General features: G+C 73.3%; 27 protein-coding genes. 10 read left to right on the top strand and 17 right to left on the bottom strand.

Translation table 11 applies throughout. From position 1 onward, the window contains the following. Nucleotides 1-24 precede the first annotated feature (24 nt). Nucleotides 25-1,242 carry an MFS transporter gene (locus tag ACFO6V_RS09440; protein WP_377134553.1) on the top strand — a complete coding sequence of 406 codons (1,218 nt, stop codon included), beginning with the start codon at nucleotides 25-27 and terminating at the stop codon, nucleotides 1,240-1,242. 20 nt (nucleotides 1,243-1,262) lie between these two features. Here the strand turns inward: ACFO6V_RS09440 and ACFO6V_RS09445 are convergent, their stop codons facing one another. After that, on the bottom strand, nucleotides 1,263-4,019 hold the full coding sequence (locus ACFO6V_RS09445) for a hypothetical protein (protein ID WP_377134555.1): 2,757 nt from the start codon (nucleotides 4,017-4,019) through the stop codon (nucleotides 1,263-1,265). A gap of 90 nt (nucleotides 4,020-4,109) precedes the next feature. On the opposite strand from ACFO6V_RS09445, the gene ACFO6V_RS09450 reads away from it, so the two are divergent. Next, nucleotides 4,110-5,297: an ROK family transcriptional regulator gene (locus ACFO6V_RS09450; RefSeq protein ID WP_377134557.1), complete on the top strand. Its 1,188-nt coding sequence runs from the start codon at nucleotides 4,110-4,112 to the stop codon at nucleotides 5,295-5,297. Between the two features lie 9 nt (nucleotides 5,298-5,306). Here ACFO6V_RS09450 and ACFO6V_RS09455 read toward each other — a convergent pair whose 3' ends face one another. The 6 genes from ACFO6V_RS09455 to ACFO6V_RS09480 form a co-directional block, all read right to left on the bottom strand. Then, entirely contained in the window at nucleotides 5,307-5,723 is a 417-nt protein-coding gene (locus ACFO6V_RS09455) for a DUF6098 family protein (protein WP_377134559.1), read from the bottom strand. After that, entirely contained in the window at nucleotides 5,723-7,117 is a 1,395-nt protein-coding gene (locus ACFO6V_RS09460) for a cytochrome P450 (protein WP_377134561.1), read from the bottom strand. Before ACFO6V_RS09460 ends, ACFO6V_RS09455 begins: the two co-directional genes overlap by 1 nt. A gap of 7 nt (nucleotides 7,118-7,124) precedes the next feature. After that, nucleotides 7,125-7,382 (bottom strand): CBS domain-containing protein, encoded by a 258-nt coding sequence (locus ACFO6V_RS09465; protein WP_377134563.1) that lies wholly within the window; start codon nucleotides 7,380-7,382, stop codon nucleotides 7,125-7,127. A gap of 90 nt (nucleotides 7,383-7,472) precedes the next feature. Next, complete coding sequence (locus ACFO6V_RS09470; protein WP_377134565.1) at nucleotides 7,473-8,606, bottom strand: FUSC family protein; 1,134 nt, start codon at nucleotides 8,604-8,606, stop codon at nucleotides 7,473-7,475. Nucleotides 8,607-8,628: 22 nt separating this feature from the next. Then, complete coding sequence (locus tag ACFO6V_RS09475) at nucleotides 8,629-9,048, bottom strand: CBS domain-containing protein (protein ID WP_377134567.1); 420 nt, start codon at nucleotides 9,046-9,048, stop codon at nucleotides 8,629-8,631. Nucleotides 9,049-9,125: 77 nt separating this feature from the next. Beyond that, entirely contained in the window at nucleotides 9,126-10,004 is an 879-nt protein-coding gene (locus tag ACFO6V_RS09480; RefSeq protein ID WP_377134569.1) for a bifunctional helix-turn-helix transcriptional regulator/GNAT family N-acetyltransferase, read from the bottom strand. A 153-nt stretch (nucleotides 10,005-10,157) separates the two neighbouring features. Here ACFO6V_RS09480 and ACFO6V_RS09485 point away from each other — a divergent pair, with 153 nt between their 5' ends. Both ACFO6V_RS09485 and ACFO6V_RS09490 read left to right on the top strand, forming a co-directional pair. Further along, nucleotides 10,158-11,120, top strand: coding sequence for a zinc-binding dehydrogenase (locus ACFO6V_RS09485; protein WP_417715004.1), 963 nt, complete (start codon nucleotides 10,158-10,160; stop codon nucleotides 11,118-11,120). A gap of 326 nt (nucleotides 11,121-11,446) precedes the next feature. After that, nucleotides 11,447-11,782 (top strand): CPBP family intramembrane glutamic endopeptidase, encoded by a 336-nt coding sequence (locus ACFO6V_RS09490; protein WP_377134573.1) that lies wholly within the window; start codon nucleotides 11,447-11,449, stop codon nucleotides 11,780-11,782. Between the two features lie 4 nt (nucleotides 11,783-11,786). Here the strand turns inward: ACFO6V_RS09490 and ACFO6V_RS09495 are convergent, their stop codons facing one another. The 3 genes from ACFO6V_RS09495 to ACFO6V_RS09505 all read right to left on the bottom strand — a co-directional run bounded on the left by ACFO6V_RS09495 (nucleotide 11,787) and on the right by ACFO6V_RS09505 (nucleotide 14,820). Continuing rightward, entirely contained in the window at nucleotides 11,787-13,301 is a 1,515-nt protein-coding gene (locus tag ACFO6V_RS09495) for an HNH endonuclease (protein ID WP_377135198.1), read from the bottom strand. Nucleotides 13,302-13,506: 205 nt separating this feature from the next. Continuing rightward, entirely contained in the window at nucleotides 13,507-14,091 is a 585-nt protein-coding gene (locus ACFO6V_RS09500) for an AAA family ATPase (RefSeq protein WP_377134575.1), read from the bottom strand. 153 nt (nucleotides 14,092-14,244) lie between these two features. Further along, the gene (locus ACFO6V_RS09505; RefSeq protein ID WP_377134577.1) at nucleotides 14,245-14,820 is read right to left on the bottom strand and encodes a CGNR zinc finger domain-containing protein; all 576 of its coding nucleotides are present in this window, start codon (nucleotides 14,818-14,820) and stop codon (nucleotides 14,245-14,247) included. Between the two features lie 130 nt (nucleotides 14,821-14,950). On the opposite strand from ACFO6V_RS09505, the gene ACFO6V_RS09510 reads away from it, so the two are divergent. Genes ACFO6V_RS09510 through ACFO6V_RS09520 form a run of 3 tightly spaced genes read left to right on the top strand, consistent with a single transcriptional unit; the run spans nucleotide 14,951 to nucleotide 16,120 of the window. Then, entirely contained in the window at nucleotides 14,951-15,394 is a 444-nt protein-coding gene (locus ACFO6V_RS09510) for a VOC family protein (RefSeq protein WP_377134579.1), read from the top strand. Between the two features lie 32 nt (nucleotides 15,395-15,426). After that, nucleotides 15,427-15,690 (top strand): hypothetical protein, encoded by a 264-nt coding sequence (locus ACFO6V_RS09515; protein WP_377134581.1) that lies wholly within the window; start codon nucleotides 15,427-15,429, stop codon nucleotides 15,688-15,690. After that, a complete protein-coding gene (locus tag ACFO6V_RS09520; protein WP_377134583.1) occupies nucleotides 15,677-16,120 on the top strand; it encodes a hypothetical protein in 444 nt (147 codons plus the stop codon). The genes ACFO6V_RS09515 and ACFO6V_RS09520 overlap by 14 nt, the downstream gene beginning before the upstream one ends. 10 nt (nucleotides 16,121-16,130) lie before the next feature. Here the strand turns inward: ACFO6V_RS09520 and ACFO6V_RS09525 are convergent, their stop codons facing one another. Together ACFO6V_RS09525 and ACFO6V_RS09530 are read right to left on the bottom strand one after the other, a co-directional pair. Next, nucleotides 16,131-17,348, bottom strand: a complete 1,218-nt coding sequence (locus tag ACFO6V_RS09525; protein WP_377134585.1) for an MFS transporter — start codon at nucleotides 17,346-17,348, stop codon at nucleotides 16,131-16,133. 43 nt (nucleotides 17,349-17,391) lie between these two features. Then, nucleotides 17,392-18,438, bottom strand: coding sequence for a CobW family GTP-binding protein (locus ACFO6V_RS09530; RefSeq protein WP_377134587.1), 1,047 nt, complete (start codon nucleotides 18,436-18,438; stop codon nucleotides 17,392-17,394). A gap of 188 nt (nucleotides 18,439-18,626) precedes the next feature. Here ACFO6V_RS09530 and ACFO6V_RS09535 point away from each other — a divergent pair, with 188 nt between their 5' ends. Continuing rightward, nucleotides 18,627-19,598: an NAD(P)-dependent alcohol dehydrogenase gene (locus tag ACFO6V_RS09535; protein WP_377134589.1), complete on the top strand. Its 972-nt coding sequence runs from the start codon at nucleotides 18,627-18,629 to the stop codon at nucleotides 19,596-19,598. 13 nt (nucleotides 19,599-19,611) lie between these two features. Here ACFO6V_RS09535 and ACFO6V_RS09540 read toward each other — a convergent pair whose 3' ends face one another. Further along, nucleotides 19,612-20,373, bottom strand: a complete 762-nt coding sequence (locus tag ACFO6V_RS09540) for a class I SAM-dependent methyltransferase (protein ID WP_377134591.1) — start codon at nucleotides 20,371-20,373, stop codon at nucleotides 19,612-19,614. 49 nt (nucleotides 20,374-20,422) lie between these two features. Between ACFO6V_RS09540 and ACFO6V_RS09545 the strand changes: the two genes are divergently transcribed. Continuing rightward, nucleotides 20,423-21,226, top strand: a complete 804-nt coding sequence (locus tag ACFO6V_RS09545; protein ID WP_377134593.1) for an SDR family NAD(P)-dependent oxidoreductase — start codon at nucleotides 20,423-20,425, stop codon at nucleotides 21,224-21,226. A gap of 36 nt (nucleotides 21,227-21,262) precedes the next feature. Here ACFO6V_RS09545 and ACFO6V_RS09550 read toward each other — a convergent pair whose 3' ends face one another. Then, the gene (locus tag ACFO6V_RS09550) at nucleotides 21,263-22,012 is read right to left on the bottom strand and encodes an NADPH-dependent F420 reductase (protein WP_377134595.1); all 750 of its coding nucleotides are present in this window, start codon (nucleotides 22,010-22,012) and stop codon (nucleotides 21,263-21,265) included. On the opposite strand from ACFO6V_RS09550, the gene ACFO6V_RS09555 reads away from it, so the two are divergent. After that, on the top strand, nucleotides 21,986-22,633 hold the full coding sequence (locus tag ACFO6V_RS09555) for a TetR/AcrR family transcriptional regulator (RefSeq protein WP_377134598.1): 648 nt from the start codon (nucleotides 21,986-21,988) through the stop codon (nucleotides 22,631-22,633). The genes ACFO6V_RS09550 and ACFO6V_RS09555 overlap by 27 nt on opposite strands. Nucleotides 22,634-22,661: 28 nt before the next feature. On the opposite strand, the gene ACFO6V_RS09560 is transcribed toward ACFO6V_RS09555, so the two are convergent. The 3 genes from ACFO6V_RS09560 to ACFO6V_RS09570 form a co-directional block, all read right to left on the bottom strand. Next, nucleotides 22,662-23,771 carry a Gfo/Idh/MocA family protein gene (locus ACFO6V_RS09560; RefSeq protein ID WP_377134600.1) on the bottom strand — a complete coding sequence of 370 codons (1,110 nt, stop codon included), beginning with the start codon at nucleotides 23,769-23,771 and terminating at the stop codon, nucleotides 22,662-22,664. After that, nucleotides 23,768-24,517 carry a sugar phosphate isomerase/epimerase family protein gene (locus ACFO6V_RS09565; RefSeq protein ID WP_377134602.1) on the bottom strand — a complete coding sequence of 250 codons (750 nt, stop codon included), beginning with the start codon at nucleotides 24,515-24,517 and terminating at the stop codon, nucleotides 23,768-23,770. Before ACFO6V_RS09565 ends, ACFO6V_RS09560 begins: the two co-directional genes overlap by 4 nt. Before the next feature lie 156 nt (nucleotides 24,518-24,673). Then, entirely contained in the window at nucleotides 24,674-25,534 is an 861-nt protein-coding gene (locus ACFO6V_RS09570; protein WP_377134604.1) for a hypothetical protein, read from the bottom strand.

Raw genomic sequence — 25,534 nt, forward strand, 5'->3', positions numbered from 1 at the left:
CGCTGGATGGGTACGCTCGTACACATGGCACTTACTCCGGGCCTGGGCCCGCAGCCCGCCGACCGGCGCGCCCGCGCCGCCGTCGCCGCTCTGTTCCTGACCAACGGCGCCCTGTTCGCCAATCTCGTCCCCCGCTACCCCGAGATCAAGGCCACGCTCGACCTGGACAACACCGTCTACGGCCTCGCCGTCGCGGCGTTCCCGGCCGGGGCGATCATCGCGGGGCTCGGCGCCGGCTTCCTGGTGCGGAAGTTCGGGTCCGCGCAGGCGGCCGTGGTGGGCACCATCCTCACGGGTCTCGGCGTGCTGGCCGCCGGCCTCGCGCCGTCGTTCGGGCTGCTGGTGGCCGCCCTGCTGCTGGGCGGTGCCATGGACGCCATCACCGACGTCGCGCAGAACGCCCACGGCCTGCGGGTGCAGCGCCGCTACGGGCGGTCGATCATCAACGGCTTCCACGCGGTGTGGTCCATCGGCGCCGTCCTGGGCGGGTCGATGGGCGCCGCCGCCATCGCACTCGGCCTGCCGCTCGGCGTACACCTCGGCATCTCCACGGCGGTCTTCGCCACGGTCGCGCTCGTGGCGCTGCGGTTCCGGCTCCCCGGGCGCGACGGCGAGGACCACGCCGCCGTCGCCACCGAGACGCCCACCTCCGCCGTGGGGCGCCCCGGCCTGAGCCCGCGCACGCTGTTCCTCGTCGCCGCCCTGGTCCTGATCGCCGTCGGCGGCGCCCTCGTGGAGGACGCCGGCAGCTCGTGGGCCACGCTCTACCTGTCGGGCTCGCTCGGCGCCCCCGCCGCCCTGGCCGCCACGGGCTTCGTCGCGCTGGTCGGCGCGCAGTTCGTCGGACGCATGCTCGGCGACCGCATGGTCGACCGGTTCGGCCAGCGCACGGTCGCCCGGGCCGGAGGCGTGGTCATCGCGCTCGGCATGGGGCTGGCGCTTGCCTTCCCGACCGTTCCGGGCACGATCCTCGGCTTCGCCGCGGTCGGGCTCGGCAGCGCGACCCTGGTCCCCGCCGCCATGCACGAGGCCGACGAGCTGCCCGGCCTGCGCGCCGGCACGGGTCTGACCATCGTGTCGTGGCTGATGCGGCTCGGCTTCCTCGCCTCGCCGCCGCTGGTCGGGATGGTGGCCGACGCCGTAGGCCTGCGCTACGGCCTGCTGGTCGTGCCGGTCGCCGGGCTCCTGGTCGTGCTGCTAGCCGGCGTCCTGCAGAACCAGCGCGCCGCCCCGGGCCGCTGAGCGGCGGAGAGCCTGCGCCATCAGTGCCGGCCCTTCGTGATGGCCCAGACGCGCACGCCCTCGGCGGGGACGGCGGCCTGGAGCCGGCCGGTGGCGTGGCCCCGCTGACCCGTCCAGAGCTCGGTGACCTCGTACCGGCCGCCGCCCAGGCCGAGGTCGCGCAGGGCGACGTCGGTGGTGCGGGACGAGGCGCCGTAGTTGAACGCCGCGACGTAGGTGGTCGCGCCCTCGCGCAGCACGAACGTGTCGGCGGCGGTGAACCGGTCCGGGCCCGCCTGCACGGGGGCGAAGGAGCGGCCGATCTCGGCGATCCGGTTGATCCGCGGGTTCTGCAGCAGGTCGCGCGCCCGCTGCTTGATCACGGGGTGGCCGGTGGCGGTGAGGTCCTCACTGACCTGGTAGATACCCGTGATGACGGCGGACGTGACGCGCGCCCGGTTCTGCCCCTCGGGCCAGATGCTGGGGTACGGGTCCTGGAGCAGGTAGGCGTTCGCGTCGCCGTCGTACTCGTAGTTGCCGAACTGGACGTGGTCGCCGTCGTTGAAGGCGTAGACCTCGTCGAGCCACCAGCCGTAGGTCAGGGAGTTGAGCAGGTACTCCGTGCTCTTCTGGTACCGGTCGGGCTGGGTCGGGTGCCAGTTGTTCAGGGCGCCGTGCACGTCGCACGAGATGCGGCGGGCGTGCGCGAACTCCGAGGCGAACAGGGGCGAGATCGCCAGGTCGATGAACATGTCGTCGCCCACGTGGTCCACGACCTGTGCCATGCCCTGGCGGAACGCCTGCTGGCCCGTGCGCACCGACTCGTCCGACCAGCTGTCGGCCTCGACGTAGCCGTGGGTCAGGAAGTCGAGCTTGACGTAGCGCACCCCCAGCTCGCGGAACTTGCTCAGGGCGATCCGCGCGCGGTTCTGCACGCCGGGGTTGGTCGGGTCGAGCGCCCAGGCCCCGTCGATGTTCACCGGCACGCCGTTCACCTTGAGCGCCATCTCGCGGTACGTCTGGTTCTCGCACGTGTCGCAGAGGTTGGTGCCGCCGATGCGCTCGTCGAGCCCCTCCTTCCAGAAGTTGGCGAACGGCTGGAAGTAGAGGGCCGGCTCCTGGCCGCGGGCCTTGACGTCCGCGACGTACTGCTCGAGCTCCGCCCAGGACGTGTCCGGGTCCTCGAACGAGTACTCGGGCGCGAGCATCTTGTCCCAGTACGAGTCCACGCCCACGTACGGGCCGTTGGCGGACCGCGTGTTCCGGAAGGCGGGCGCCTCCTCGGCGAGGAACTCGGAGACCTCGTCCATGACGGCGGCGTCGCCCCCGCGGGCGCCGAGCCCGCCCCAGCTGTTGAACCCGAACGGCGTGCCGTCCGACCAGGTGCGCGACTGCGCCACCTGGGCCGCCGCGCGGCCGAACGTCTCCATGCCCTCGCGCCAGTCGGCGTAGTAGCCCACGAACATGCGCGGTGAGCTCACCGTCGTGCCGCTGACGTCGCCGTGCGGCTTGAGCTCGCGGTTGAACTGGTACTTGTTCAGGCCGTCGCCGTAGTCGTAGCTCCAGTCGGTCAGGCCCGCGGCGGCCTGCAGCCGGTCCAGCCCGCCGTCGGCGTTCCCGTCGGCCACGACGCCGGACTTCCAGGTGTCCCGGTCCAGGGAACCGACCACGAGGCCGCGGCGCGAGACGTCATCGATGAACGACGTGACCTCGAAGCTGCGCTGCGCGGGCGTGACGTCCTGGATCGCCGGCGTCTCGTAACGGACCCAGTGGTCGTTGTCGAACGGCACCAGCACCATCCGGTTGTCGCCGTCGTGCCCGAGGTCCACCGACCCGGGCCGGTCGGTCATGACCGGCACCATCATCGAGGTGGTGACCGGGCCGTCCGTTCCGGTCACGTCGAGCCGCACCGAGAAGGAGCGGTCGCCGTCGAACACGAAGACCTGACGCAGCGTGGGCAGCCCCGGCTTGGCACAGATGACCGTGCGCGTTCCGGTGAGCCGGCAGGCGCCGTCGTACTGCTTGGTGGTGACGAAGTCGTCGACCAGGCGCACGCCGCTGTAGAACCCGGTCACCGCCTGGTGCCGGCCCCACCGCGCGTCGGCGGTGCCGCTGGACAGCGAGTAGTCGACGGTGACGTCGCCGCCGCGCAGCGTGACGTGCCTGCCGCCGGGGGCGGCGGGGGTCGGGTCGACGGGCACCGGGTCGGCCGCCGCCGGGTCGGCGAGCGCGTAGTCCTTCGCGGTCGTGCCCGCGACCACCACGCGGTCCAGATCGGGGCCGAGCGAACCGGCCGGTGCGCTGATGATCAGCCGGTTCTCGCCCGAGCGCAGGGGCAGGGAGACGACGACGGTGCCGACCCGGTCCCAGCCGCCCGTGGACGCGACGGGCACGGCGACGGTGTCGCCGCCGTCGGGCGTCACGGTCAGAGCGCGGGTGTCGTCGCCGCTCAGGTAGTGCAGCGTGACGTCGTACGAGCCCGCCTCGGGCGCGAGGACGCCCGGCACCGACACGGTGGACGACGGGTCGATGCTGCCGACCTTGCCCCCGCCCGAGCAGGACGAGCAGCCGGACCGGCTCGCGCCGTCCAGGACCACCTGCGTGGCCTCGGCCTCGATGGCTGCGGACGGCCGGGCGCCGGACGGCTGGGCCGCGGACGGCGGGGTGTCGGACGCGGACAGGGGCGCGGCCGTCACGGGCGCCGCACCGACGGTGCCGACGACGGCGAGGGCCAGGCCCACGGCGAGCCACGAACGGGCGGCTCTGCGGGTCCGGACGGGTTCGGACGTGACTGACATGGAGGCTCCTCCGGCGACGTTGCTGGGTGCCGCACACTCAACAGTCTTTTTTTGTTGCTGTCAATTAAGTCGCCCGGCTAGAGTCGGCGCATGCCCGCCAGACCCCAGGCGCCGACGCTGAGCCCGGCCGGGACGCGTGTCCTCCAGCAGCTCGTCATGACCGGCGACGCGTCGCGCACCGCCCTGGCCACCGACACGGGACTGACTCCGGGTGCCATCACCCGGGCGGTGCGCCCGCTGCTGGAGGCGGGGCTGCTGGACGAGACCGGCGGCCGGGCGTCCACCGAGGGCGCGCTCGGCAGGCCCGCCACGGTGGTGACCGTGCGGACGGAGGCACACCTGGCGATCGGCATCAAGGTCACGGCCGACCAGCTGTTCGGCGTGCTGTGCGACCTGCGGTGCCGCGTGCTGGACGAGCTCACCGTGCCCGTCGGCGACCACGGGCCCGAGGCCCTCGTCGCGCAGGTCGCGGACCTCGTGGAGCGGCTGCGGGCCGGGCGTCCCCAGGTCGGCAGCGTGGGCCTGGCCGTGTCGGGCGACATCGACGCCGCCTCGGGGCACGTGGCCTACTCACCGTTCCTGGGCTGGCACGACGTGCCGCTCGGCCAGGAGGTGGCACGTCGCACCGGCCTGACGACCACCGTCGAGAACGATGTCCGCGCGCTCCTCACGGGCGAGCGCTGGTACGGCGTGGGACGAGGGCTGTCGTCGCTCGCGCTGGTGACCGTCGGTACCGGCATCGGCTGCGCGCTGCTGGTCAACGGCCAGGTGGTGCACGGCAGCTTCGGCGTGGCCGGCGAGGTGGGGCACGTGCTCGTGGACCCCGAAGGCCCGCTGTGCCACTGCGGAAACCGGGGCTGCGTCGAGGCCGTCGCGGGGTCCGCCTCGATCCTGGAGCGCATGGCGCAGGCCGGGTTCCCCGGACTGGGCATCGGCGACGTCGCCGAGCTCGCCCGCTCCGGCCAGCCCGACGCCGTCCGGGTGCTCGCCGACGCGGGCAGCGCCGTCGGCACCGGGATCGCGACCATCGCCAACCTGCTCGGCGCCCAGCACATCGTCATCACGGGCGAGGCCATCGGCAGCAGCCCGGAACCCGCCGACGATGAGCGCGACTACGACGTCATGGACCCGCACGTTCGCGCCGCGTTCGAGCAGCGGGCCTTCGGGTCGGCGGCCCGCTCGGCCATCGAGCTGCGCCCCCTGCGGTTCGTCGACTGGGCGCGGGGCGCGGCAGCCTGCGCCGTCGAGGACTTCGTCACGCACTACGGCAGGTCGTGACGGACGCCGTCACCGCCCGGCCGCGCCGGCGCGGAACTCCCGCTCGTACGTCTCAGCGGCCTCGTCGACCACCGACTGGTCGATGGTCGCGACGGCGGTCGTACTGACCAGCAGCGGCTCGCAGTCCGGCCCGCGGCCCGCGATCTCGCCGGTCAGCGCCCACGGGTACCGGTCGGGCGCCAGCAGGTGGGCGTACTGGCACAGCTGCCGCGCCAGCCAGTGCTCCAGCTTCCGGTCCCACCACGGCTCAGGTGTCAGCGGGTTGACGCTGAGCCCGGGCAGCAGGCACCCGCTCTCGTGGTCCTGGCTCACGGTGGCGGCGTCGGCCACCGGTCCCCCGCTGAACCGCACGTAGAGCGGCGACACCGCCTCGACCAGCTCCGCCACCTCCGCGAGCGAACGCAGGTGCGGCACACCGGGCAGCATCAGGCGCTCCCCGCCGTCCGGAAGCGCAGACCCAGGTGGTCCACGGTGGCGGGCAGCGGGTCCCGGGCCAGGTACCGCCCGCGGGCCACGCGCAGGTCCCGCGTCGCCAGCCGGGCCAGCAGGTGGCTCGCGACCAGGAGCACCACGTTCCGGCCGGGGCACGCGGCAGGCCCGCCGCTGAACGGGACGAGCCCCCAGTCGCCGTCGTTGCGGCCGTCCAGCCACGCCTCCGGGACGAAGGCGTCGGCGTGCGGACGCCCGGCCGGGTCCCGGTGGAAGAACGAGCTGACGACGATGAACCCCGTGTGTGCGGGCAGGGTCCGCCGGCCCCAGATGGTGGGACCGGTGGACTCGCGCAGCACCACGAACGTCGTCGGCCACAGGCGTACCGAGTCCAGCACGCAGGCCCGCGCGTAGGGCAGGAGCGCCGGGCCCTGCCCGGCCTGCCACAACGCCGCCGGACCGCCCTGGCCCGCCTCCGCGAGCACGCGCTCGCGGACCCCGGGCCGGGCGGCGACCATCGCGAGTGCCCGCAGGGTCGCCGCGCCGGCGGCGTCGAACGCGAAGAGCCAGTGCGGAACCTGACCCACCGCCGTCGCGGGGCCGCTCCGGTGGGCCGCGTCCGCGAGCGAGCCGGGTTCGGGCGCACGCAGGTAGGACGCGATCCGGCGGTCCAGCTCCTCGCGGAGCCGCGTGCGTCTCGGGTGCAGCCACGACCAGTTCGCATCCCGCCGGAGGGTGTTGAGGATCGCCACGAGCTCCCGGTCCCCGCGGGCCTTCGTGCCGAGGACCACCTCCAGCACGATGCCCCACCACGCCTCGTGGAAGGCATAGGCGTCGAACCGCCCGGTCGAGTCGAGCTGCCGGGTCAGCTCCACCACGCCGCGGCGTACGGCGTCGACGAAGGCGGCACCGTCGTCGTGCACCGGCTGGTCCATCTGGAGCGCATGCTCGTTGAACGGCCGCCGGTGCCAGCGCTCGGTGGTGGACGAGATGAGCACGCCCTCGGGCTGGAAGTGCGCGAGCGCGCCGCGCTTCTCCTTCGTGGCCGGCGAGAAGGGCTCCGGCGAGTCCTCGAGCAGGCGGCGCACGTCCTCCCGCTCCGTGACCACGACGAACCGCCGCGGCCCGACGCCGAAGGCGAGCGGGGCCCGGTCGTGCCGCTCCCGCAGCCCGCTCAGTACCGCGCGCGCCGTGCGGTCCACCTGGTGCCGCTCCGCCCACGCGGTCGCACGCGGTCGGCGGATGATCGCGCCCTGGGCGACCAGCGGCGCGAGCACCTGACCGACGACGCGTACGGCCTCTCCCGTGCTCAGGTCCACGGGCGTGCGGTTGGCGGGCGTAGGGATGCGCGTGCGATGGGCGGGCATGCGGGCCGCGGACGTCTGGCTCATGGCCGGCTCAGCGGTTCGGCGGTTCCTCGGAGATGTCCGCGAGCGCCGACGACGGGTCGCGCTCGACGGCGAGGTCGCGCCCTTCGGCGAGGCCGCGGACCACGATGTCCCGGTCGGTGATGATGCCGACGATCCTGGACTCGGACCGGACGATCAGCGCACCGACGTCCTCCGAGGCCATCGCGCGGGCGGCTGCCTCGATCGTGTCCGTCACGTCGACGCTGGTCGGCGCTGCGGTCATGACGTCTGCAACGGTCTGGACCATGTCGCACTCCTCCCTCGGTAGGGCCGACGGCGGGCTGCTTCACCGACATGTCCACCATCCCCCGGTGGCCTGTCGCTCGCATGCCGGCTGTCAGAGGCGTAGGGCGTCGGCCCCGCGTGCGACGTCGAGGATGAGCGCGCCTGCGACGAAGTAGTCCTGCTCGGAGGTGCGCCGGGTCTCGCGGACCTGGTGGCGGAGCTCACCGAGCGAGTCGTCGAGCCGGCGCACGGCGTCGGCGGCCGCCTGGGCCGCGGCCCCACCGTCCGGTCTGTTCGCCGCGTCCTGTGTCTCGGCGACCCGCAGCGCCGCGGCGAACGCGCGGAGCGTGGTGGCGAACGAGGGCCTCAGCTGCCGGCCGAGCGCCACGTCCTCGCGTCCGTCGCGTTCCCACTCGACGAGCAGGCGCACTATCTCGTCGACCACCTCGGCCGCCGTACCCAGGGCGCCGGCACGGCGGGTCTGCGACGCCACCCAGTCGCGGTAGCCGGTGCGTCGCACCTTGCGGTTGGCGCGTGAGGCCTCGCGCATCTGGCCGACGGCCGCCCGCGCGCTCTCGATGGTCGGGATGAGGCGGTGGCGGCGGTCCTCCCACGCGTCGGGGTCGAGGGTGCCCCTGTCCTCGAGCCCGGCCGCCAGCGTCTCGATCTGTTCGGCGAGCTCGTCGCGCAGCCGGGTCAGGGCGACCTCGGACGGGGTGAGGGGCAGGGGCGGGAGCAGCAGGTTCACGGCGATGCCGATCGCCGCGCCGACCACGATCAGGCCCGCGTAGGAGCCGATGAACCCCATCCCCTCGCCGGAGCCGAGGATGAGCACGAAGATTGCCGAGTTGACGGCCCAGCTCCCCATGTCGCCGAAGATGCGCCAGCCCACGCACAGGAGCGCGATGCCGACCACGACGCCGACCTCCAGCGGGCCGGGGAGCGGCAGGAGGTCGACGGCGCGCGCGATGGCCGCACCGATCAGCACCGCCGCCACCGTCTGGACGGACTCGCGCACCGAGCGCACCACGGTGCTGGTGGTGGCGAGCACGGCGCCCAGCGGGGCGTAGTACGGGTACTCGGAGAAGGGCGCGGGCGCCAGGGTCCCGACGAACCAGGCCAGTGTGGCCGCGAGCGCCCCCTTGATCGCGAGCGACCAGCGCGGGTGGCGCACCCAGACGCGGCGGCCGGCCGAGAGATACCCGACCGGCAACGCCACGATCCAGGAGTTCTGCGGGTGGCCCACAGCGCTCAGTCCTGTTCAGGTCTCAGTAGTCTGGTTCGGCTGCCGAGATGTCGGCCGGCGCCGACGTCGGGTCGCGTTCGATCGCGAGGTCGCCGATGGAGATGATGCCGACCGCGTCGTCGCCGTCCATCACGGGGATGCGCCGGACGGCGGCGACCCGCATGAGCTCTACCGCCGTCTCCACGGGGACGCTCGGGCCTATCGAGAGCAGCTCCTCGCTCGCCACCTCCCCGACCATCGCCTCGAGGCCGAGCCCTTCGGCCAGGCCGCGGACCACGAGGTCCCGGTCGGTGACTATGCCGACGGTGGTGTTCCCCGCCTGCACGACCAGCGCGCCCACGTCCTGCGCGGCCATCGTGCGGGCGGCTGTCTCAAGTGTCGCGGACATGCCGATCGTGGTCGGTGCTGGGGTCATGACGTCCGCGACTGTCTGCTGGGCCATGTCTCGCTCCTTCCCTCGGTTCTGCTTGCCGGGCGTTCACCGTGTCGCGCCGGGGCCCAGCTCGCATCCCGGGGCGGTCAGCCCAGCGGCTTCTCGAAGAACAGCTCCGCGTACGGGTTGTCCTGGCTGTACGGCGCGATCTCGCGGTAGCCGGCCCTGCCGTACATCGTGATCGCCTCGGTCAGAGCCCCGTTGGTGTCCAGCACGATGCGGGAGCAGCCCAGGCTCAGCGCCTCGCTCTCCAGCCGCCGGAGCAGCCGCGTGCCCAGGCCGGCGCCGCGCCAGCTCGCCGCGACCCACATCCGCTTGATCTCGCCCGTCGCCGCGTCCAACCTCCGCACCCCGCCGCAGGCCACGGGGACGCCGTCGCTGGTCGCGACCACGAAGGCGCCGCCGGGCGCACGCAGCGCGTCGGCGCCGTGCTGCGGCGGGTCGGGCACGAACCCGCCCGAGAAGCGACGGTCGAGCTCGGCGTAGTACTCCCCCAGCGCAGCGGTGGCCGCTTCGCTCACCGGGTCCACGACGCGCAGGTGCACGGTCGCCGCGCGGATCAGCAGGTCGGCGGTGCCGAGCGCCTCGTCCAGCCGGGCGCGCTGCCGCTCGGTGAGCGGTTCGAGCAGTGTGCGCGCCTTCTGCTCGGAGCGCTCGTCCAGCTCGCGGTACGCCGTCCGCCCGACGGCGGTGAGCCGCACGATCCGCCGACGCCGGTCGGCCGGGTCGGGACGCACCTCGACGAGCCCGTCGTCGCTCAGCCGGGACAAGAGCCGGGTCAGGTAGCCCGAGTCCAGGTCCAGGCGCTCGCGCAGCTCCCGGACCGCTGCGCCGTCGGGCCCCACCTCGAAGAGGAGGCGCGACGCGCCGAGCGGCCGGCCCGTGCCGAGGAACGACTCCTCCAGGGCGCCGATGCGCTGGGTGTAGCTGCGGTTGAAACGGCGGACGGTCTCGACGAGGGTCACATCTCTGACTTTAGTCAGAGATTGTGGCGGCCGGAACCCGCCGGCCGAAATGGGGCAATGATCGGCGGCTCTCTCTCAGTTCGGCTAAGTGGACGCCCCTGTCCGTTAGCGTCGCCGGCGCAGGGACCATGAACAGAGCAACGGAGACGAACGATGCGAGCAGTGACTATCGAGCGATTCGGTGACCCGAGCGGTATGACGGTGACGGACATCCCCGTCCCGGTTCCCGGGCCGGGGCAGCTCGTGATCGAGACCCAGGCGATAGGGGTGGGCGGGGTCGACGCCGTCATCCGGCGCGGCACGATCACCGGATACGGCTTCACCGAAGGACTGATCCCCGGCAGTGAGGTCGCGGGCACAGTGACCGCCGTCGGGGCGGACGTCGACCGGGCCTGGCTGGGTCGCCGGGTATGGGCGTTCACGGGCGGCACCGGCGGTTACGTCGAGCACGCTGTCGTCCAGGCGGCCGAAGTCGTCGCGCTTCCCGAGGAGCTGTCGTCGATCGACGCGGTGGCCTTCGGCAGCTCGGCGCCCGTGGCGCACTTCGCGCTCGCCCACGCTCACTTCGTGCCCGGGGAGTCCGTCCTCGTGCGTGGCGCGGCGGGAAGCATAGGCATCGCGGCCGTGGAGCTCGCGGCACGGGGCGGCGCGAGCGCGGTGGCCGTGACGACGTCGTCGGCCGAGCGCGGCAGTCGTCTCCGCGATCTGGGGGCGACACATGTGCTCGACCGGTCCGGCAGCGGGGACCCGGACGCCCCCGCGTCGTTCGACGTGATCATCGACATCGTCGGCGGAATGGACACTCCCGAGTTCCTGGACCGGCTCGCGCCGAACGGGCGCCTCGTCCTGGCCGGAGCAGTCGCCGGGTTCCCGGCGGCCGACTTCGGCGCCCGGCTCCTGAGCACGTTCCAGCAGTCCCGTTCGGTCGCGACGTTCAGCCTCGACACGGTGCCGACGCCGGCCCGGGACGCCGTCCGGGACGAACTGTTCGCCGCCGCGGTGCGTGGCGAGCTGCACGCCGTCGTGCACGACGTGCTGCCCCTGGCCCAGGCAGCCGAGGCGCACCGGCAGATGGATGCGGGCACGGTGTTCGGGCGGATCGTCCTGGTGCCCTGACGTTCACGGGGGCGCGGCACGTGCGGTTGACCGTGTGCCAAGGACACGGTTTCTACTGGCGGGATGGAAACCACAACTGACGCAGGTCTGCGGATCGCCCGGCCGGGCTGGCCCGAGACCCTGGTCGGGATCGCCGCGATGGCCCTGGTCGGATTGGGGCTGCCGTTCGTGACCCGCGGTCTGATCGACCTGACCAGCCCGGTGGGCGGCGCCGCCCTGGCGTGCCTCTCCGGCGTGGCTGGGCTCGCCGGGTTCGGCGCCGCGGCGGTGTTGCGACACCGCTCCTGGCAGGTGTTCGGCGTGCGGCGGACCAGCGCGCGCTGGCTGTGGATCGGCGTCGCCGGCGGTGTCGTGGCGCTGCTCGCCAAGGGTGTACTCACCCCGCTCTTCGTCATGCTGACCGACGCCGAGACGGACACCCAGGCCAGCTATGCGGCCGGGGCGAGCAGCGGTACGGACCTGTGCTCGCGACCCTCGGGAGCGCAGCGATCTTCGCGCTGCTGCACGGGATCAACGTGGTGCTGCCCACTGCCTTCATCGTCGGGGTCATCACCGCCGAGCTTCGCCGGCGCAGTGACTCGGTCTGGCCGGGTGTGGTGGTGCACGCGCTCAACAACTCGATCACCGTGGTGGCCTATGCGCTCTTCCCGGGGATCGTGTGACCAGCTATCGCTCAGGTCCTGGATACGCCCAGGAGAGGTCTGCCAGGCCGGTGCGCCGACGTGGCCGGCGACCCGGGCCCGTGTTCCGGCCGGGCCGGTAGGCAATCGCGCCTCGGTCTGGACCGGTATGACAGCCGATCGAGTAGCGGCTTCGCGGGACACGACCGCTGCTGGGCGCACCCATGCCGACGGCAGGAGTCCAGCCCGGTGCCGGTTCCTCGGTGTGGTCCGGCTGCCTCCCGCCGTCCGCGACCTCCTCCCTCACGGGACGTGGCGGCTTGGGCGCGACGGCGACATAGGTGTGCCCCGTCGGCGTAACCGTCTCGACCGCGTGCCGGCCGTCGATCTCGGTGGCCTTCTGCCTCCACCCCGGCGCCTGCTTCGCGTGATTGCAGCGTGCGCACAGACCCTGGCCGTTGCCCAGGCTGGTCTGACCGCCCTCGGCGAACGGCGTCACGTGGTCGATGTGCCGCACCGGGGCGTCGCACCAGGACGTGCCGCAGATGCCCTGCTCACGGGCACGAAGCAGCGCGGAAAGGCCCGGCGGGTGGAACCGAGACACCGACGTGGTCGCCAGCAGACGACCACGGGGATCGACATAGATCGAGCGGAGCCAGGCCGCGTCGGCGTCGATCCCGTGCGCAGCGAGCTCGCGGGCGACTGGGGCCGGGACCGCGCCCACCCCGGCGGAAGCCCCCTCCACGACGACTGCCGGCTCCTCACCACCGGCGAACAGCGTCTGGTCGCTGACCAGCAGGTTGATCGCGACGGGCACCTCGTCGGCCTTGCCCGGCTCACGACCGGCCACCCGCTCGATCAGGGTGTCAGCCATGATCTGACCAGCACCCCGCTCGTCACCGGCCGCCTTCGCCGCGTCGGCATGGGCCTTGAGCTGCGCGTACGCCTGCACACCCTGCTGCATCGGCACCAGCGCGGTCAGGTAGACCATCAGATCGGGCGCCGGGCGTACCGAGACACGCCGCTCCGACACGGCCTTCGCGTTCCGCTTCACGCAGGCGTGCACGTCGAGCTCGCCCGCCAGCTCCTTGATCCGCGCGATCAGCCGCCGGGTGCCCATCCGGGCAAGCGCGGGCAGGTTCGCGGGGCCGCAGATCTGCTCGTCGATCTGCGCCCGGTGCTCCGCCGAGAGGTGCGCGGTCTCGCGCACCATGAGCGTCGCGCGCCACTGCGAGAGCACGCCGGTGCGCAGCGCGTCGAAGGTGTGCGGCATATCGGTGATCCACGCCCGGGCCGTGCCCAGGAACGCCCCTCCCGCATGCGGGCTGAGCCGCATCGCCGGACCCACCTGGTTCGGCACACCACGACCCCGCCGCTCGGCCCGGATGCCCTGCCGCGCTTCGTCCGCCTTCGTGGCCTCCTCCAGCGCCACCGCCAGCCGACCCTGGGTAGCCGTCACCGTGTTCTTCACAGCCTCCAGCTCACCGAGCAGGTCCACCCACTCGGCCTGCGCCTCCTTCGAGACGGACGACGCCGTGTCAGTGCCGCCTGGCAGGATCATGCCGGCCAGCGCCTCGCGCAGCGCCCGGACATCGGCCGCACGCAGTACCGCACCACCACCAGCGGGCAGCACCAGCCCGCGGGGCTGGTCGCCGGCTCCTGGTACACCTCCGTCTGATGTCATGCCATCAACATATGACACACACGTTCGCACCGCCCGCCGAACGATGCCCCGTACGCCAGCAGCAGAAGCCGCACGTCACCGCCTACGACCCCAGCACCGACTCCGGAACGACAGCCCGCCGAGCGGCCTCGGCGACGATCAGGTCGGCGGTCTCCTCCGCCGCCTGCTCCCCGGAGTCGAGCCACCACCCGAGGTCGCCCAGCTCACGCCGCTGATTCCGCGCCAGCGGAGCGAAGTCGTAGTCCACCCGGGTCTCGACGGCGCGGGTCGCGTTCCGGTGCCGCGCCACCTCGAGAGGCGGGCACAGCACCACGAGCATCAGCGGCCGCGATCGCAAGCGCCCGGCGATGAAGCGCAGCTCCTCCCGCGTCTCGACGACGGAGTCGGCGACGGGCGTGAATCCGGCTTCGGCGAAGTTGTCCGCCACCGAGCACAGGTTGATCATCCGGAGCCGCAGCTGATGCTGCCCGTCGGGCCCGGGATTCCAGCGCCCCTCCTCGTCGAGCATGTTCGCCCCGCCGCTGACGAGCATGATCCCGAACACGTCACCGTCGACGCGCGCCGCCCGCGGCAGCCGCTCAGCGACCAGCTGCGACACCGTCGTCTTGCCGGCGCCGGGTGTCCCGGTGATCAGCAGGCAACCAGCCAGAGTCTCTCCAACAGTCACCCGGCCACCCTCGCAGCACCAGCAAGGTTTTTAGTACGCCCGCCCCCATCAGGGAGGCGCAGCAGCTCGGCCGGCTCGTCCCTGCCGAGCGTCCCGACCAACGTCGCCTCCGCTCCGCCGGACCGACCATCACTACCCAACCGGTCGCCGCGGTTACGCGTGACCCGCCGCGGCCGGAGCTTCCCCGGTGCGGTGGCGGGAGCGGTAGGCCGAGACCTTGACCCGGTTGCCGCACGTCCGCATGGCGCACCACTCGCGCCGGTGACCGCGGGACCGGTCGAGGTAGACCTGCGTGCACTCGGGCCGACCGCACTCGCGCAGCAGGGCCGCGTCGGGGCCGCCCAGGATCTCGACGGCCTCGCGGGCCACCGTCGCCAGCCCCTGCGCGGCGGTGCCCGAGCGCCGCGTGCCGTCCGGGCCGAGCTGCACCACCACGGGCGCCTGTGCGGCATGCCGGTTCAGGACGGCGACGGCGGCGCCGTCGACGTCGACGGGACGCCCCGCGATCCGCGCCTCGACGAGCGAGTACACCGACTCGCGCAGCTCCAGCGCCGCGACGAGGTCCGCTTCGTCGGCGGCGGGCGCGCCGTCGAACATCCCGGACTCCACGAACCAGTCGTCGAGCAGCTCGGGCGTGCCGAGCTTCTCGCCCGGGACCGGGTTACGACGGGCGCGCAGCGTGCCCAGGAAGTCGAGGGCGGGCGTCCCGCACGGGAAGGCGTGGTTCACGTAACCAGTCTGACTGGTGACCGCCCTGGAAACAAGCCCCGTAACCGCCTTGACAGGTTACGAAGCCCGTGCCACAGTCGGTTCCACAGCAGTAACCGTTCAGACCGGTTACACCGTCGAAGGGAACATCATGGAGCTCAAGCTCGAGGTAGTCGTCCTGCCCGTGTCGGACGTGGACCGCGCCAAGGCCTTCTACGAGGGGCTCGGCTGGCGGCACGACGCTGACTTCTCGACCGAGCGCGGCCTGCGTGTCGTCCAGCTCACCCCGCCCGGATCGCCGGCATCGATCATCTTCGGCGAGCACCTGACCGACGCCGCCCCCGGCTCCGTGCGGGGCCTGCACCTGATCGTCACGGACCTCGCCGCCGCCCGCGCGGAGCTCATCGAGCGAGGCGCCGACGTCAGCGAGATCTGGCACGACGAGGACGGCGTCTTCCACTGGGCCGGCACCGCGCACCGGGTCTCCGGCCCGCACCCGGAGCACGACAGCTACGCGTCCTTCGCCTCGTTCGCCGACCCCGACGGCAACGAGTGGGTGCTCCAGCAGGTCGTCAACCGCCTCCCCGGCCGCTGACGACCCGAACGACCCGGACGACGGAGACCGTCATGGAGAAGAACCCCGCAGCGGACGAGATCCTGCTCGCCCTGCTCGAGCAGGCCGCCGCCGCGCACGGAGTCCACGAGCAGGAGGAGCTGGGCGGCGTCTACGACGAGGCCTGGCCCGAGTGGTACGCCGCGCACATGGCCCGCGCCCTGGCGGAGCAGGGCTACCGCCTGGTCCCGGCCGCCGAAGCACCGGCCACCGACGCACCTGCCACCGACGCACCTACCATCGATGTACAAGTAGGAGACGGTCATGAGCCTCTCTGATCGCCGGACCCGGGTGGCCGTCGCCGACGCCCACGCACTCGGCCGCTACGAGAAGATGCTCGGATCGGCCCCGCTGGCCGTGGTCGAGGGCGTGCACGCCCGGGCCTTCGAGCGGCTGAGCCCCGAGCAGCGCGCGGCCGTCTTCGACCGGCTCAGCGCGGCCGCGAGCGCCGGCGAGCGCCCCGCCGACGCCTCCCCGGCGGCGCTGGCCCGGTCGGCGTCCCGCGCGGAGGCCCGTGAGCGGGGTGCGGTGGCCCGGATGCTCGGGACGGACGCGTCCGGGGCGTCGCTCAGCAGCGCAGTGGGTGCCGCGATCCTCGGCGCCGTCGCTGCCTATGCCGCATCGTCGGTGGTCTGGGAGGCCTGGGCCGCGGACGGCGACGAGGAGAGCGCGTTCGGTGGCGGCGGGATCGGGGGTTTCGACTTCTGAGCCGGCGTGGTCAGGCCGACGTGCTCCGTCGGCCCGACCCCCTGCCGCCCACAAGGGCGAGCACGGCGATCACCCCGCACAGCGCGGCAGTCGTCAGCAGGCCGACGGCGAAGCTGGTTCCGGCCGCGACGAAGCCGACCACCAGGGAGCCCAGCCCGGTACCGGCGTCGAACCCGATGTTCCAGACCGCGCTGGCGACGCTGCGGTCCCGGTCGGGCACGGCGGCGAAGGCGGCAACCAGGGTCAGGTTCTGCAGGCTGCCGTAGGCGACGCCGACGACGGTCATGCCGGCCACCAGGACGCCGGCCCCCGGGCCGCCGTCGGACAGGGACCAGGCGCACAGGACCAGGCCGCCCGCGCAGAGCACGAGCAGCGGCGGGACGAACCTGCCCGGCCCGAACCGATCGGCCGGCCCGCCGACCAGCCAGCGGGACAGGGCCGCCGCGGCCGTGAAGCCGAGCAGGCCGAGCACGGCGACCGCCGCCCCGTGCCGGAACTGCGGGGCGAACGTGAGCAGCGCCCCGCCAGGAGTGGTGACGGCGAGCAGGACGAGCGACGGCAGGACGAGCGTCAGCAGCACCCTCCCCCGTGCCCGCCGCGGCTCGGCGGCGGCGTCACGGGCGGCGTCCTGCCGGGCGACGACGTCGAGCCGACGGCCCAGGGCCGCCGCGAAGGGCACGGCGAGCGCGGGCAACGCGCCGAACCCGAACACCACCCGGAAGTCGACGGACTCGGCGATCCAGGCGGCGCTCGGCACGAGGATCAGCTGGGGGACGGCGACCGCGAGCCCGTAGACGCCGATCGCCCGCCCGCGCCGGGAGGCGTCGACCAGCTCGGCGATGGCGCTCGCGCCGCAGACCGTCACGATGGCGAACCCCGCGCCCCGGACGGCGGACACCGCCAGGATCCCGGCGAGCTGGTCGGTGAGCAGGAGCCCGAACGAGGGCAGGCCGAGCAGCAGCACGCCGGCGACGAGCGTGGTGCGCCAGCCCCATCGGCGCAGCGCCCACGGCACCGTCGTCTGGAAGGCGACGGTCGCGAGCATCAGGACGGCGTTGACCAGCCCGGCACCGCCCTCGTCGGCGCCGCCGCGGATGGCCCACAGGGGCGCCGTCGGCAGCAGGAGGGCGTAGCCGGCGAAGCCGAGCAGCGATACCCCGAGCAGCGCCGGCATCCCGGGGATCCGCAGGATGGGCGGCTGCTGCTGCTCGGTCGGGGCGTGGCTCACGTGAACTCACCCTACGAGGTCGTCCGGGGCCCCGCGGCCGTCCTCAGTCGCTCAGCCGCCGGTAGCGCTGCAGGCGGGCGAAGCCCCGGGCGTCCGGCCGCTCGGCCGGCGCCAGCGCCCGCTCCAGACGTGCCCGCACGTGTTCGACGTCGAGGTGCATGCCGATCGCGACGAGCTCGCCCGAGCCGGCCGCGGTGCCGCCCGCCGAGCCGCCGGGCCGGCTGCTGGTCACGTGCACCGACCGGCCCACGACGTTGACGACGTATCCGCGCAGGCTCCGGCCGGTGTCGACGACCACCCGGCCCTTGATCCGGTACGCGCCGGGCGGCGGGTCCTCGAGCAGGTCGACCAGCAGCCCGGGGCTGACCGGCCCGGACGCGACGACCGTCACGGCGTCCGCGTGCTGGTGGTTGTGCTCGCGGCCGTCACGCAGGAGGGCGGCGAGCGGGAGCTGGTCGGGCGGGTCCTCGGCGGACGCGGCGTCGTAGACCAGGGCGGGGTCCACGCGCCCGTGCGAGGTGCGCACCACCTGGGCTGCCGGGTTGCGCTCGTGCACGCGGGCCTCGATGCGCGCGAGCGTCCGCTCGCCGTCCTCCGTGGACAGGCGGTCCGTCTTGTTCACGACGACGAGCGACGTCACCGAGTACCGCGCGGGCGCGTCGCCGCCGCGGTCGACGGTGCCGAAGTGCTCCAGGGCGTCGACCACGTCGACCACTCCCCCGGGCCGCACCCGCTCGACGCCGCTGAACCGGATCATGCGCGACAGCGTCACGGGGTCGGCGATGCCGCTGGCCTCCACGATGACGACGTCCAGCCCGAGCCGCGGATGAGTGAGCTTCTCGAGCGCGTCGTCGAGCCCGCCGGCGTCCTCGAGGCAGCACAGGCAGCCGCCCGCGATCGACTCCGGCTCGTCGATCTGGCCGGTGACCAGACCCGCGTCGACGTTGACGTCACCGAAGTCGTTGACGACCACGCCGACCCGCGCCCCGGGCTGCAGCAGCAGGTGGTTGAGCAGCGTCGTCTTGCCCGCCCCGAGGTGGCCGGTCAGCGTCACCACGGGCACACGCCCGGACGCAGCAGTCCTGCTCATCGCGCCTCTCTCCCCAGTCCGTCGGCGGTCCGACGGCGGTCCGGCAGCACCCGCGCGCCGCCGGGTCAGACGATAACCGTTCTCACAACGAGGTTCGCCCCACGGAACCCTTGTCGCCCACAGCCGGAGCGTGTAGACCGGGCACCACATCGGCCCGATATGTCGGGTCCACCGGAGCGGAGTGCGGGATGCGGGCAGTCGTCTACGACGAGTACGGACCACCGGACGTGCTGCGGGTCGAGGAGATACCGAAGCCTGCTCCGGGACCTGGCCAGGTGCTGGTCGAGGTAGCGGCGACGTCGGTCAACCTCTCCGACTGGGAGGCCCTGCACGGGACTCCGGCCTACGCGCGGTTCGGCGGGCTGCGCAGGCCGGGCCGGCAGGTCCTGGGCTCGGACATCGCCGGCTGGGTCGAGTCCGTCGGCTCCGACGTCACGCGGTTCCGGCCGGGCGACGCGGTCTACGGCGACAACCTCGCGCTCATGGGCGGCTTCGCCCAGTACGCGGTGGCCGCCGAGTCGGCCCTCGCGCACAAGCCGGCGGCTCTGACGTTCGCCCAGGCGTCGACGCTGCCGCAGGCCGGCCCGATCGCGATCCAGGGCACCGCGGCGGCGGGCCCGGGCCAGCGGGTGCTGATCAACGGTGCCGGGGGCGGATCGGGCTCCTTCGCGATCCAGCTCGCCAGGAACGCCGGCGCGCACGTAACCGGCGTCGACAACGCCGGCAAGCTCGACCACATGCGGTCCCTCGGTGCCGACCGCGTCATCGGCTACCGCAGCGAGGACTACACCCGGACCGGGCCCTACGACCTGGTGCTCGACCTCGTCGCCCACCGGTCAGTGTTCGCCTACCGCCGCGCGCTCGCGCCGGGCGGCCGGTACCTCTGCGTCGGCGGGCCCGTGCGGACGCTGCTGGAGATCCTGACCGTCGGCACCGTCACGGGCCTGCTGACCGGCCGCCGGATCCAGGTCCTGGCCGTGCGCCTGGGCCCCAAGCACTTCGAGCCGCTGGCCGATCAGTGCCTCGCCGGGCAGGTCGACATCCACATCGACCGCACCTACCCCCTCGACGAGGTGCCCCAGGCGCTGGCCTTCCACGGCGAAGGGCACGCCCTCGGCAAGGTGGTCGTCGACATCGCGGGCCGCGCGCGGGAGGGGTGAGCGGCCCGCCAGGTCAGCGCCCGGGACGCCGCGCGACGGCCCAGCGGAAGGCGTTCATGAGCCGGTAGCCACCCTCCGGCAGGCGGAACGGCGCGGCGGCGGCGACCACGACGGGCGCGAGGTCCGCGATCGTGAACTCCTCCTCGCCGAAGAGGATCCCGCGCACCAGGTCCGTGTCGCCGCGCGCGGTCCACGCCACCGGCACGACGCCGGCGTCGAGCACGTCCCAGCCCGCGCCGCCCAGCACGCCGGTGAGCCCACCCTCGACGCGCAGCGGGCCGTCCTCGGGCGGTTCGTCATCGTCGGCCGCGGCGAGCGCGGCGTTGATCGCGTCCAGGTCGTTCCGCGCGCGCTCGGCCCACCCCGCCAGGCCGACGACGCCGCCCGGCGCCAGCACGCGGCCCACCTCGGCCAGCGCGGCGTCCTGGTCCTCGGCGAACTGGAACGCGTTCACGGCGAGCACCGCGTCGAAGGCGCCGTCCTCGAACGGGAGGCGCTCGACGTCGCCGAGCCGGACGTCGGCGCCGACCGCCCGCGCCCGCGCGAGCTCGGCCATCCGCGGCGCCGGGTCGACGCCGCTGGGCACCGCGCCCCGGTCCTGGAGGTGCTCCAGCAGCTCACCGCTGCCGCAGCCGACGTCGAGCACCCGCGTGCCGCGGCCGATCCCGGCGGTGCGCAGCAGCGGTTCCCACGCGGGCCGCGCGAAGGTGCCCCAGTACCGGCCCCAGTCGTCGGCGACGGCGGACCAGGGGTCGTCCGGGCTGCGCGACTGCATGCTCGGAGACTAGCTCAGCCCCTCCGTGCCCTGACGCCACAATGGTCACGTGCACAAGACATGGTTCATCACCGGAACATCGACGGGGCTCGGCCGCGAGTGGGCAGAAGCGGCACTCGAGCGCGGCGACCGCGTCGCCGCCACCAGCCTGGACGTCACCCTGCTGGAGCCGCTCACCAGCAAGTACGGCGAAGCCGTCCTGCCGATCCGCCTCGACGTCACCGACCGGACCGCGGTGTTCGACGCCGTCGCGCACGCCGTCGAGCATCTCGGTCGGCTCGACGTCGTCGTGAACAATGCCGGCTACGGGCACCTCGGCATGGTCGAGGAGATCACCGAGGAGGAGCTGCGCGCCCAGATGGACACCAACTTCTTCGGCACCGTCTGGGTCACCCAGGCCGTCCTGCCGGTCATGCGCGCACAGCGTTCGGGCCGGATCCTGCAGATCACCAGCGAGGGCGGCGTCCGCGCCTACTCGGGGTACGGCGCCTACCACGCGTCCAAGTGGGCGGTGGAGGGCATCACCGAGTCGCTCGCGCAGGAGGTAGCGGCCTTCGGGATCCACGTCACGAACGTCGAGCCAGGACCCTACGCCACCGGCTTCGCCGTGGCGGCGCACAGGAGCGACCCGAACCCGGACTACGACGACGTCCGCGTCGCGACGGCCCCGGTGTTCGAGAACGGCGACCCTCGCGCCACCCGCGCGGCCCTGCTCCGGATCGCCGACGTCGAGCGACCTCCGCTGCACGTGTTCCTCGGCAAGTCGCTCGCCGAGGTCGAGAAGATCTACGCCGAGCGCCTGCGCACCTGGCGCGAGTGGCAGCCCGTCGCGCTGGAGGCGTTCGGGGCGTGACCCCGAACACCTCGCAGCGGATCGGCTCGCGGCGGGTCAGACGGTGCGCGGCGCCTTGGCCAGGTTCGCCTTGAGCTCCTCGGCGTTCTGACGCGTCACGTAGGCCGGCCGGTCCCGCTCGGCGCGCCACGACTCGCTGAGCGGTCCCGCGCTGACGGTGTCGAAGCCGGCCTCGTCGTAGAAGCGGGTCACGAGCTCGACGGCCTCCGGGTAGTCGCTCGCCGTCACGAGGGCCCGGCGGTTCTCGGTCCCGGCCGGGGTGCCGTCCGTGGTGATCGCCGCGGCCATGATCTGGTTGAACGCCTTGACGACCTTCGAGGTGGGCAGGTGCTCCTGCAGCAGGCCGGAGACCGTCGCCTCGCCCCGGTCGAGCGCCTCGACGCGGCCGTCGCGCTCCCAGTAGTAGTTGTTCGTGTCCAGCACGATCTTGCCCGCCAGGGGCTCGACCGGGAGGTCGCGGTAGGACTTGAACGGCACCGACACGACGGCGACGTCGGCTGCCTCGGCTGCTTCCTTCACCGTGGCCGCCCGGGCCTTCGGCCCCAGCTCCGCGACCAGGTCCGCGAGGGTCTCGGGACCGCGCGAGTTGGCGATCACCACCTCGTTGCCCTGCGCGATGGCGACGCGCGCCACCTGGCTGCCGATGTTTCCCGCTCCGATGATGCCGAAAGTAGTCATATGGTCGGCAACCTCACGGATTCGCGGGGCATTCCGTCCGCGCGAGTTCCGTACGTCACGAGCGTTCGTACGATGGCGTCCATGGCGAACGGCGATGCGGGATCCCACGGGCGGTCGTACCGGAAGGGTCCCGAGCGGCGCGCGCAGATCCTCCTGCGCGCAATGGAACTGTTCGCAGAACGCGGGGTGGGCGCCTCGCTCCGCGCCATCGGCGAGGCCATCGGCGTCTCGCACGCCGCGCTGCGGTACTACTTCGCCAACCGCGACGAGCTGCTCGTGGAGGTCTACCGGGCGCACGAGTCCCAGGTCCACGAGGCCGAGGCGCACGAACCGTCGGCTCCCGAGAAGGTCTCGGCGGTCGCGATGATGGAGAAGAGTGCCGAGCGGAACCGCTCCATCCCCGGGCTGGTCGAGCTCTACGCGACGCTGACCACCGACGCCCTCCAGGGCGAGCAGCACCCGGCGACGCGCGAGTTCGTCCAGGCGCGCTACCTGCGCGTCCGGAACGATCTCGCCGAACGGGTCCGGGCCGGTCAGCGGTCGGGCGCGATCGCCGCCGACGTCGACCCGGACGACGCCGCCGCGCTGGTCGTCGCAGCGTCGGACGGCCTGCAGCTGCAGTGGCTGCTGGCGCCCGACGACGTCGACGTCCGCCGGTCGCTGGAGCTGCTGGAACGGCTCCTGCCGGGCGCCGGGCCAACCGGGGCGGGCGAGCCGGCCGAGGCGTAAGCGCCCCGGCCGCCCCGGCCGCGCGCCACTACGCGGGTGACACGACCGTGGGGTCCCAGCCCTCCGGCAGCGGCGCCACCGGCCCGACGGCGGAGTCGATCTCCACGGGCTTTCCGGCGTCGGCCGCATCCCGGACCGCGAGCAGGATGTCCAGCACGTGCGCGGCCACTGCCCCGGAAGCGCGCTCGGCGCCGCCGTCCCGGACCGAGCGCACCAGGTCGACCACGCCGGCGCCGCGCCCGAGCTGCGGGCCCACCGCGGGGAGCGTCGTCGGCTCGTCCGACCCGTAGCGCCACAGGGACGAGTCCCCGTCGAACGTGTTCGGGTCGGGCAGGACGATGGTGCCCTCGGTGCCGTTGATCTCCACGAGCCCGGCTCGGTCCAGGGCGTGCTGGAACGAGAAGGTCGACTGCGCCGAGCGGCCGGGGCCGAACTCGATGAGCGCAGCGTGGTGCGTCGGCACCAGTACGTCGAACACCTCGCCGGCCCGGGGGCCGCTCCCGATGGTGCGGGTCGGGCGGGAGGTCGAGGCCACGGCCTGGACCCGCGTCGCGGAACCGAACACGTGCACGAGCGTGGTCACGTAGTACGGCCCCATGTCGAACAGCGGGCCGGCGCCGACCGCGAACAGGAAGTCGGGGTTCGGGTGCCAGGCCTCCGGGCCCGGCACGTGGAACATGGTCGTCGCGGTCAGCGGCTCCCCGATGTCACCGCGCGCGATCGCCCGCAGCGCCGTCTGGATGCCCGAGCCCAGCACGGTGTCGGGGGCGCACGCGACGCGCAGGCCGCGCGCCGCGGCGTCCGCCAGCAGGACCGCTGCCGCGTCGCGGTCGAGGGCCAGCGGCTTCTCGCTCCACACGTGCTTGCCCGCGGCCAGGATGCGGTGCCCGACGTCGGCGTGCACCGCCGGGACGGTGAGGTTCACGACCACGTCGATGTCCTCGCGCGCCAGCAGCTGGTCCACGGTTCCCGAGGCCGGCACCCCGTACGCCTGGGCCTGCGCGGCGGCGCGCGCCTGGTCGAGGTCGGCGACGAACCGGACCTCGACGTCGGGGAACCGGGTCAGGTTCTCCAGGTACTGGGTCGAGATGTTGCCGGCGCCGATGATGCCGACCCCGGCCGCCCCGGGCCCGGTCACCGGTCGTTCTCCGCAAGCCACGCGAACGACAGCGCGATGCCTGCGAACACGTCGCCGGCGTACGCGTCGAACTCGATCACGCGGGTCGCCCGGGGAGCAGCGGCCAGGATCGCCGGTACGTCCAGCGCGCCGAAGCCCGCGGGTTGCTGCGCCTCGACGTCGCCGTCGAGCGTGCCGTCCTTGACGTGGATGAGGCGCACGCGGTCGCCGAGCGCGCCCAGCAGCGCCGGGGTGTCGGCCCCGCCGACGCTCGCCCAGTAGGTGTCGACCTCGAGGACCACCGCCGGGTCCAGGCGCTCGACGAACAGCTCGAGGGCGTGCCTGCCCCCGATACGGGTGCTCAGCTCCCAGGCGTGGTTGTGGTACCCGAACTCGACGCCGCGTTCGGCGGCCAGCACCGCGAGCCCGTTGACCCGCTCGGCGAGCTCGGCCACCTGCTCCGCCGTCTGCCAGTGCTCCGCAGGGACGAACGGGTCGATCACCGTGGCCATGCCGAGCGTCGCCGCGGCGTCGAAGATCGCCTCGGGGGTGTCCGAGCCGAGCACCGGCGCGTGCCCCGACGGCGCGGTGATCCCCGCCGCCGCGAAGGCGCGGGCGTACTCCGCGGTGCGCTCGTGGAAGGCGTAGGGCTCGACGTGCTCGAGCCCTATCTCGGCGAGGCGCGCCACGGCGCCGGCCAGGTCCTCGGCGACCGCGTCGCGGACCGTGTAGAGCTGTACTGAGGTGGGCGGCTTCGTCGTCGGCATGGAACTCCTTCGTTCGGCATGGTCAGCACGACGATCGTACCCAGAAATTCTTACAGTGGAAGATTCTATTTTCAGAAGCCGGCCGGAGCACAGGCCTGCGGCCCTGACTCGGTGTACTTGGTACGTCGAGTCAGGGCCGTGGGCCAGGCAGACCGGCTACAGGCTCACGTGCTGGGCGCGAGCCTCCAGCCACCAGCCGATCCGGCCCGTGTCGTCCAGGTGGGCGAGCTGATGCGGTGCTGCCCGGTCCAGGTTGGACTCCGCGCCCAGCAGCGGTTCGACGCCGATCGACCGGTACGGCGCGTCCTTGGGCCAGCCGCCGAGGTTGCGCCACACGACGAACGACACCGGGGCCGAGAAGCCCGGATCGACGCCCCAGGTGAGCGAGAGCCGGTCGGCGCCGTCCACGATCTCTACCCGGTCGGTCGCGACGACGGCGCAGCGGGCCGTCCCGTCGTCGGGGCCCAGGACGTCGAAGGACACCCCATCGCCGTCCGGCCAGACGGACGGCACCGTCGCGCCCCGCTCCGGCCACTCGACCACCAGCACGTCCGGCCGCCCGGGAACCTCCAGCCGCGCGCCGGGACCGACGTCGAGCAGCAGGTGCACCGCGTGCAGCACGCTCGCGCCCGGCGGGCCGTCGATCGCGTACCGCGCGCGGACGACGCCGTCGTCCGCGCTCAGCCGACGGCGCAGGGTGAGACCGCCGACCGAGACCGGCGCGACGTCGAGGCCCGGCTCGCCGTCGTCGGCGGCCCACGGCCTCGACCACACCTCGCCGTGGTCGCTCGGACCGTTGAGCGTGGGGAAGCACTCCTCGCCGCCGCCCGCGTCGACAAATGCGTCGCCCGGAGCGACGGCGGCCCGCTCGGCCTCGAGGACCCGCGGGTTGCGCCAGAGCCACTCGCGCTCGGGCGTGGCGAGCGACGTCCAGCGCCCGCCGAGCGCCAGGTCGGTCCGTACGGTCAGGGGCCGGGCCTCGCCCGCGTCAGGTGCGGGCACACTCGGTTCAGTCAC

It is taken from the genome of Promicromonospora alba (assembly GCF_042654905.1).
Taxonomy (GTDB): Bacteria; Actinomycetota; Actinomycetes; order Actinomycetales; family Cellulomonadaceae; genus Promicromonospora; species Promicromonospora alba.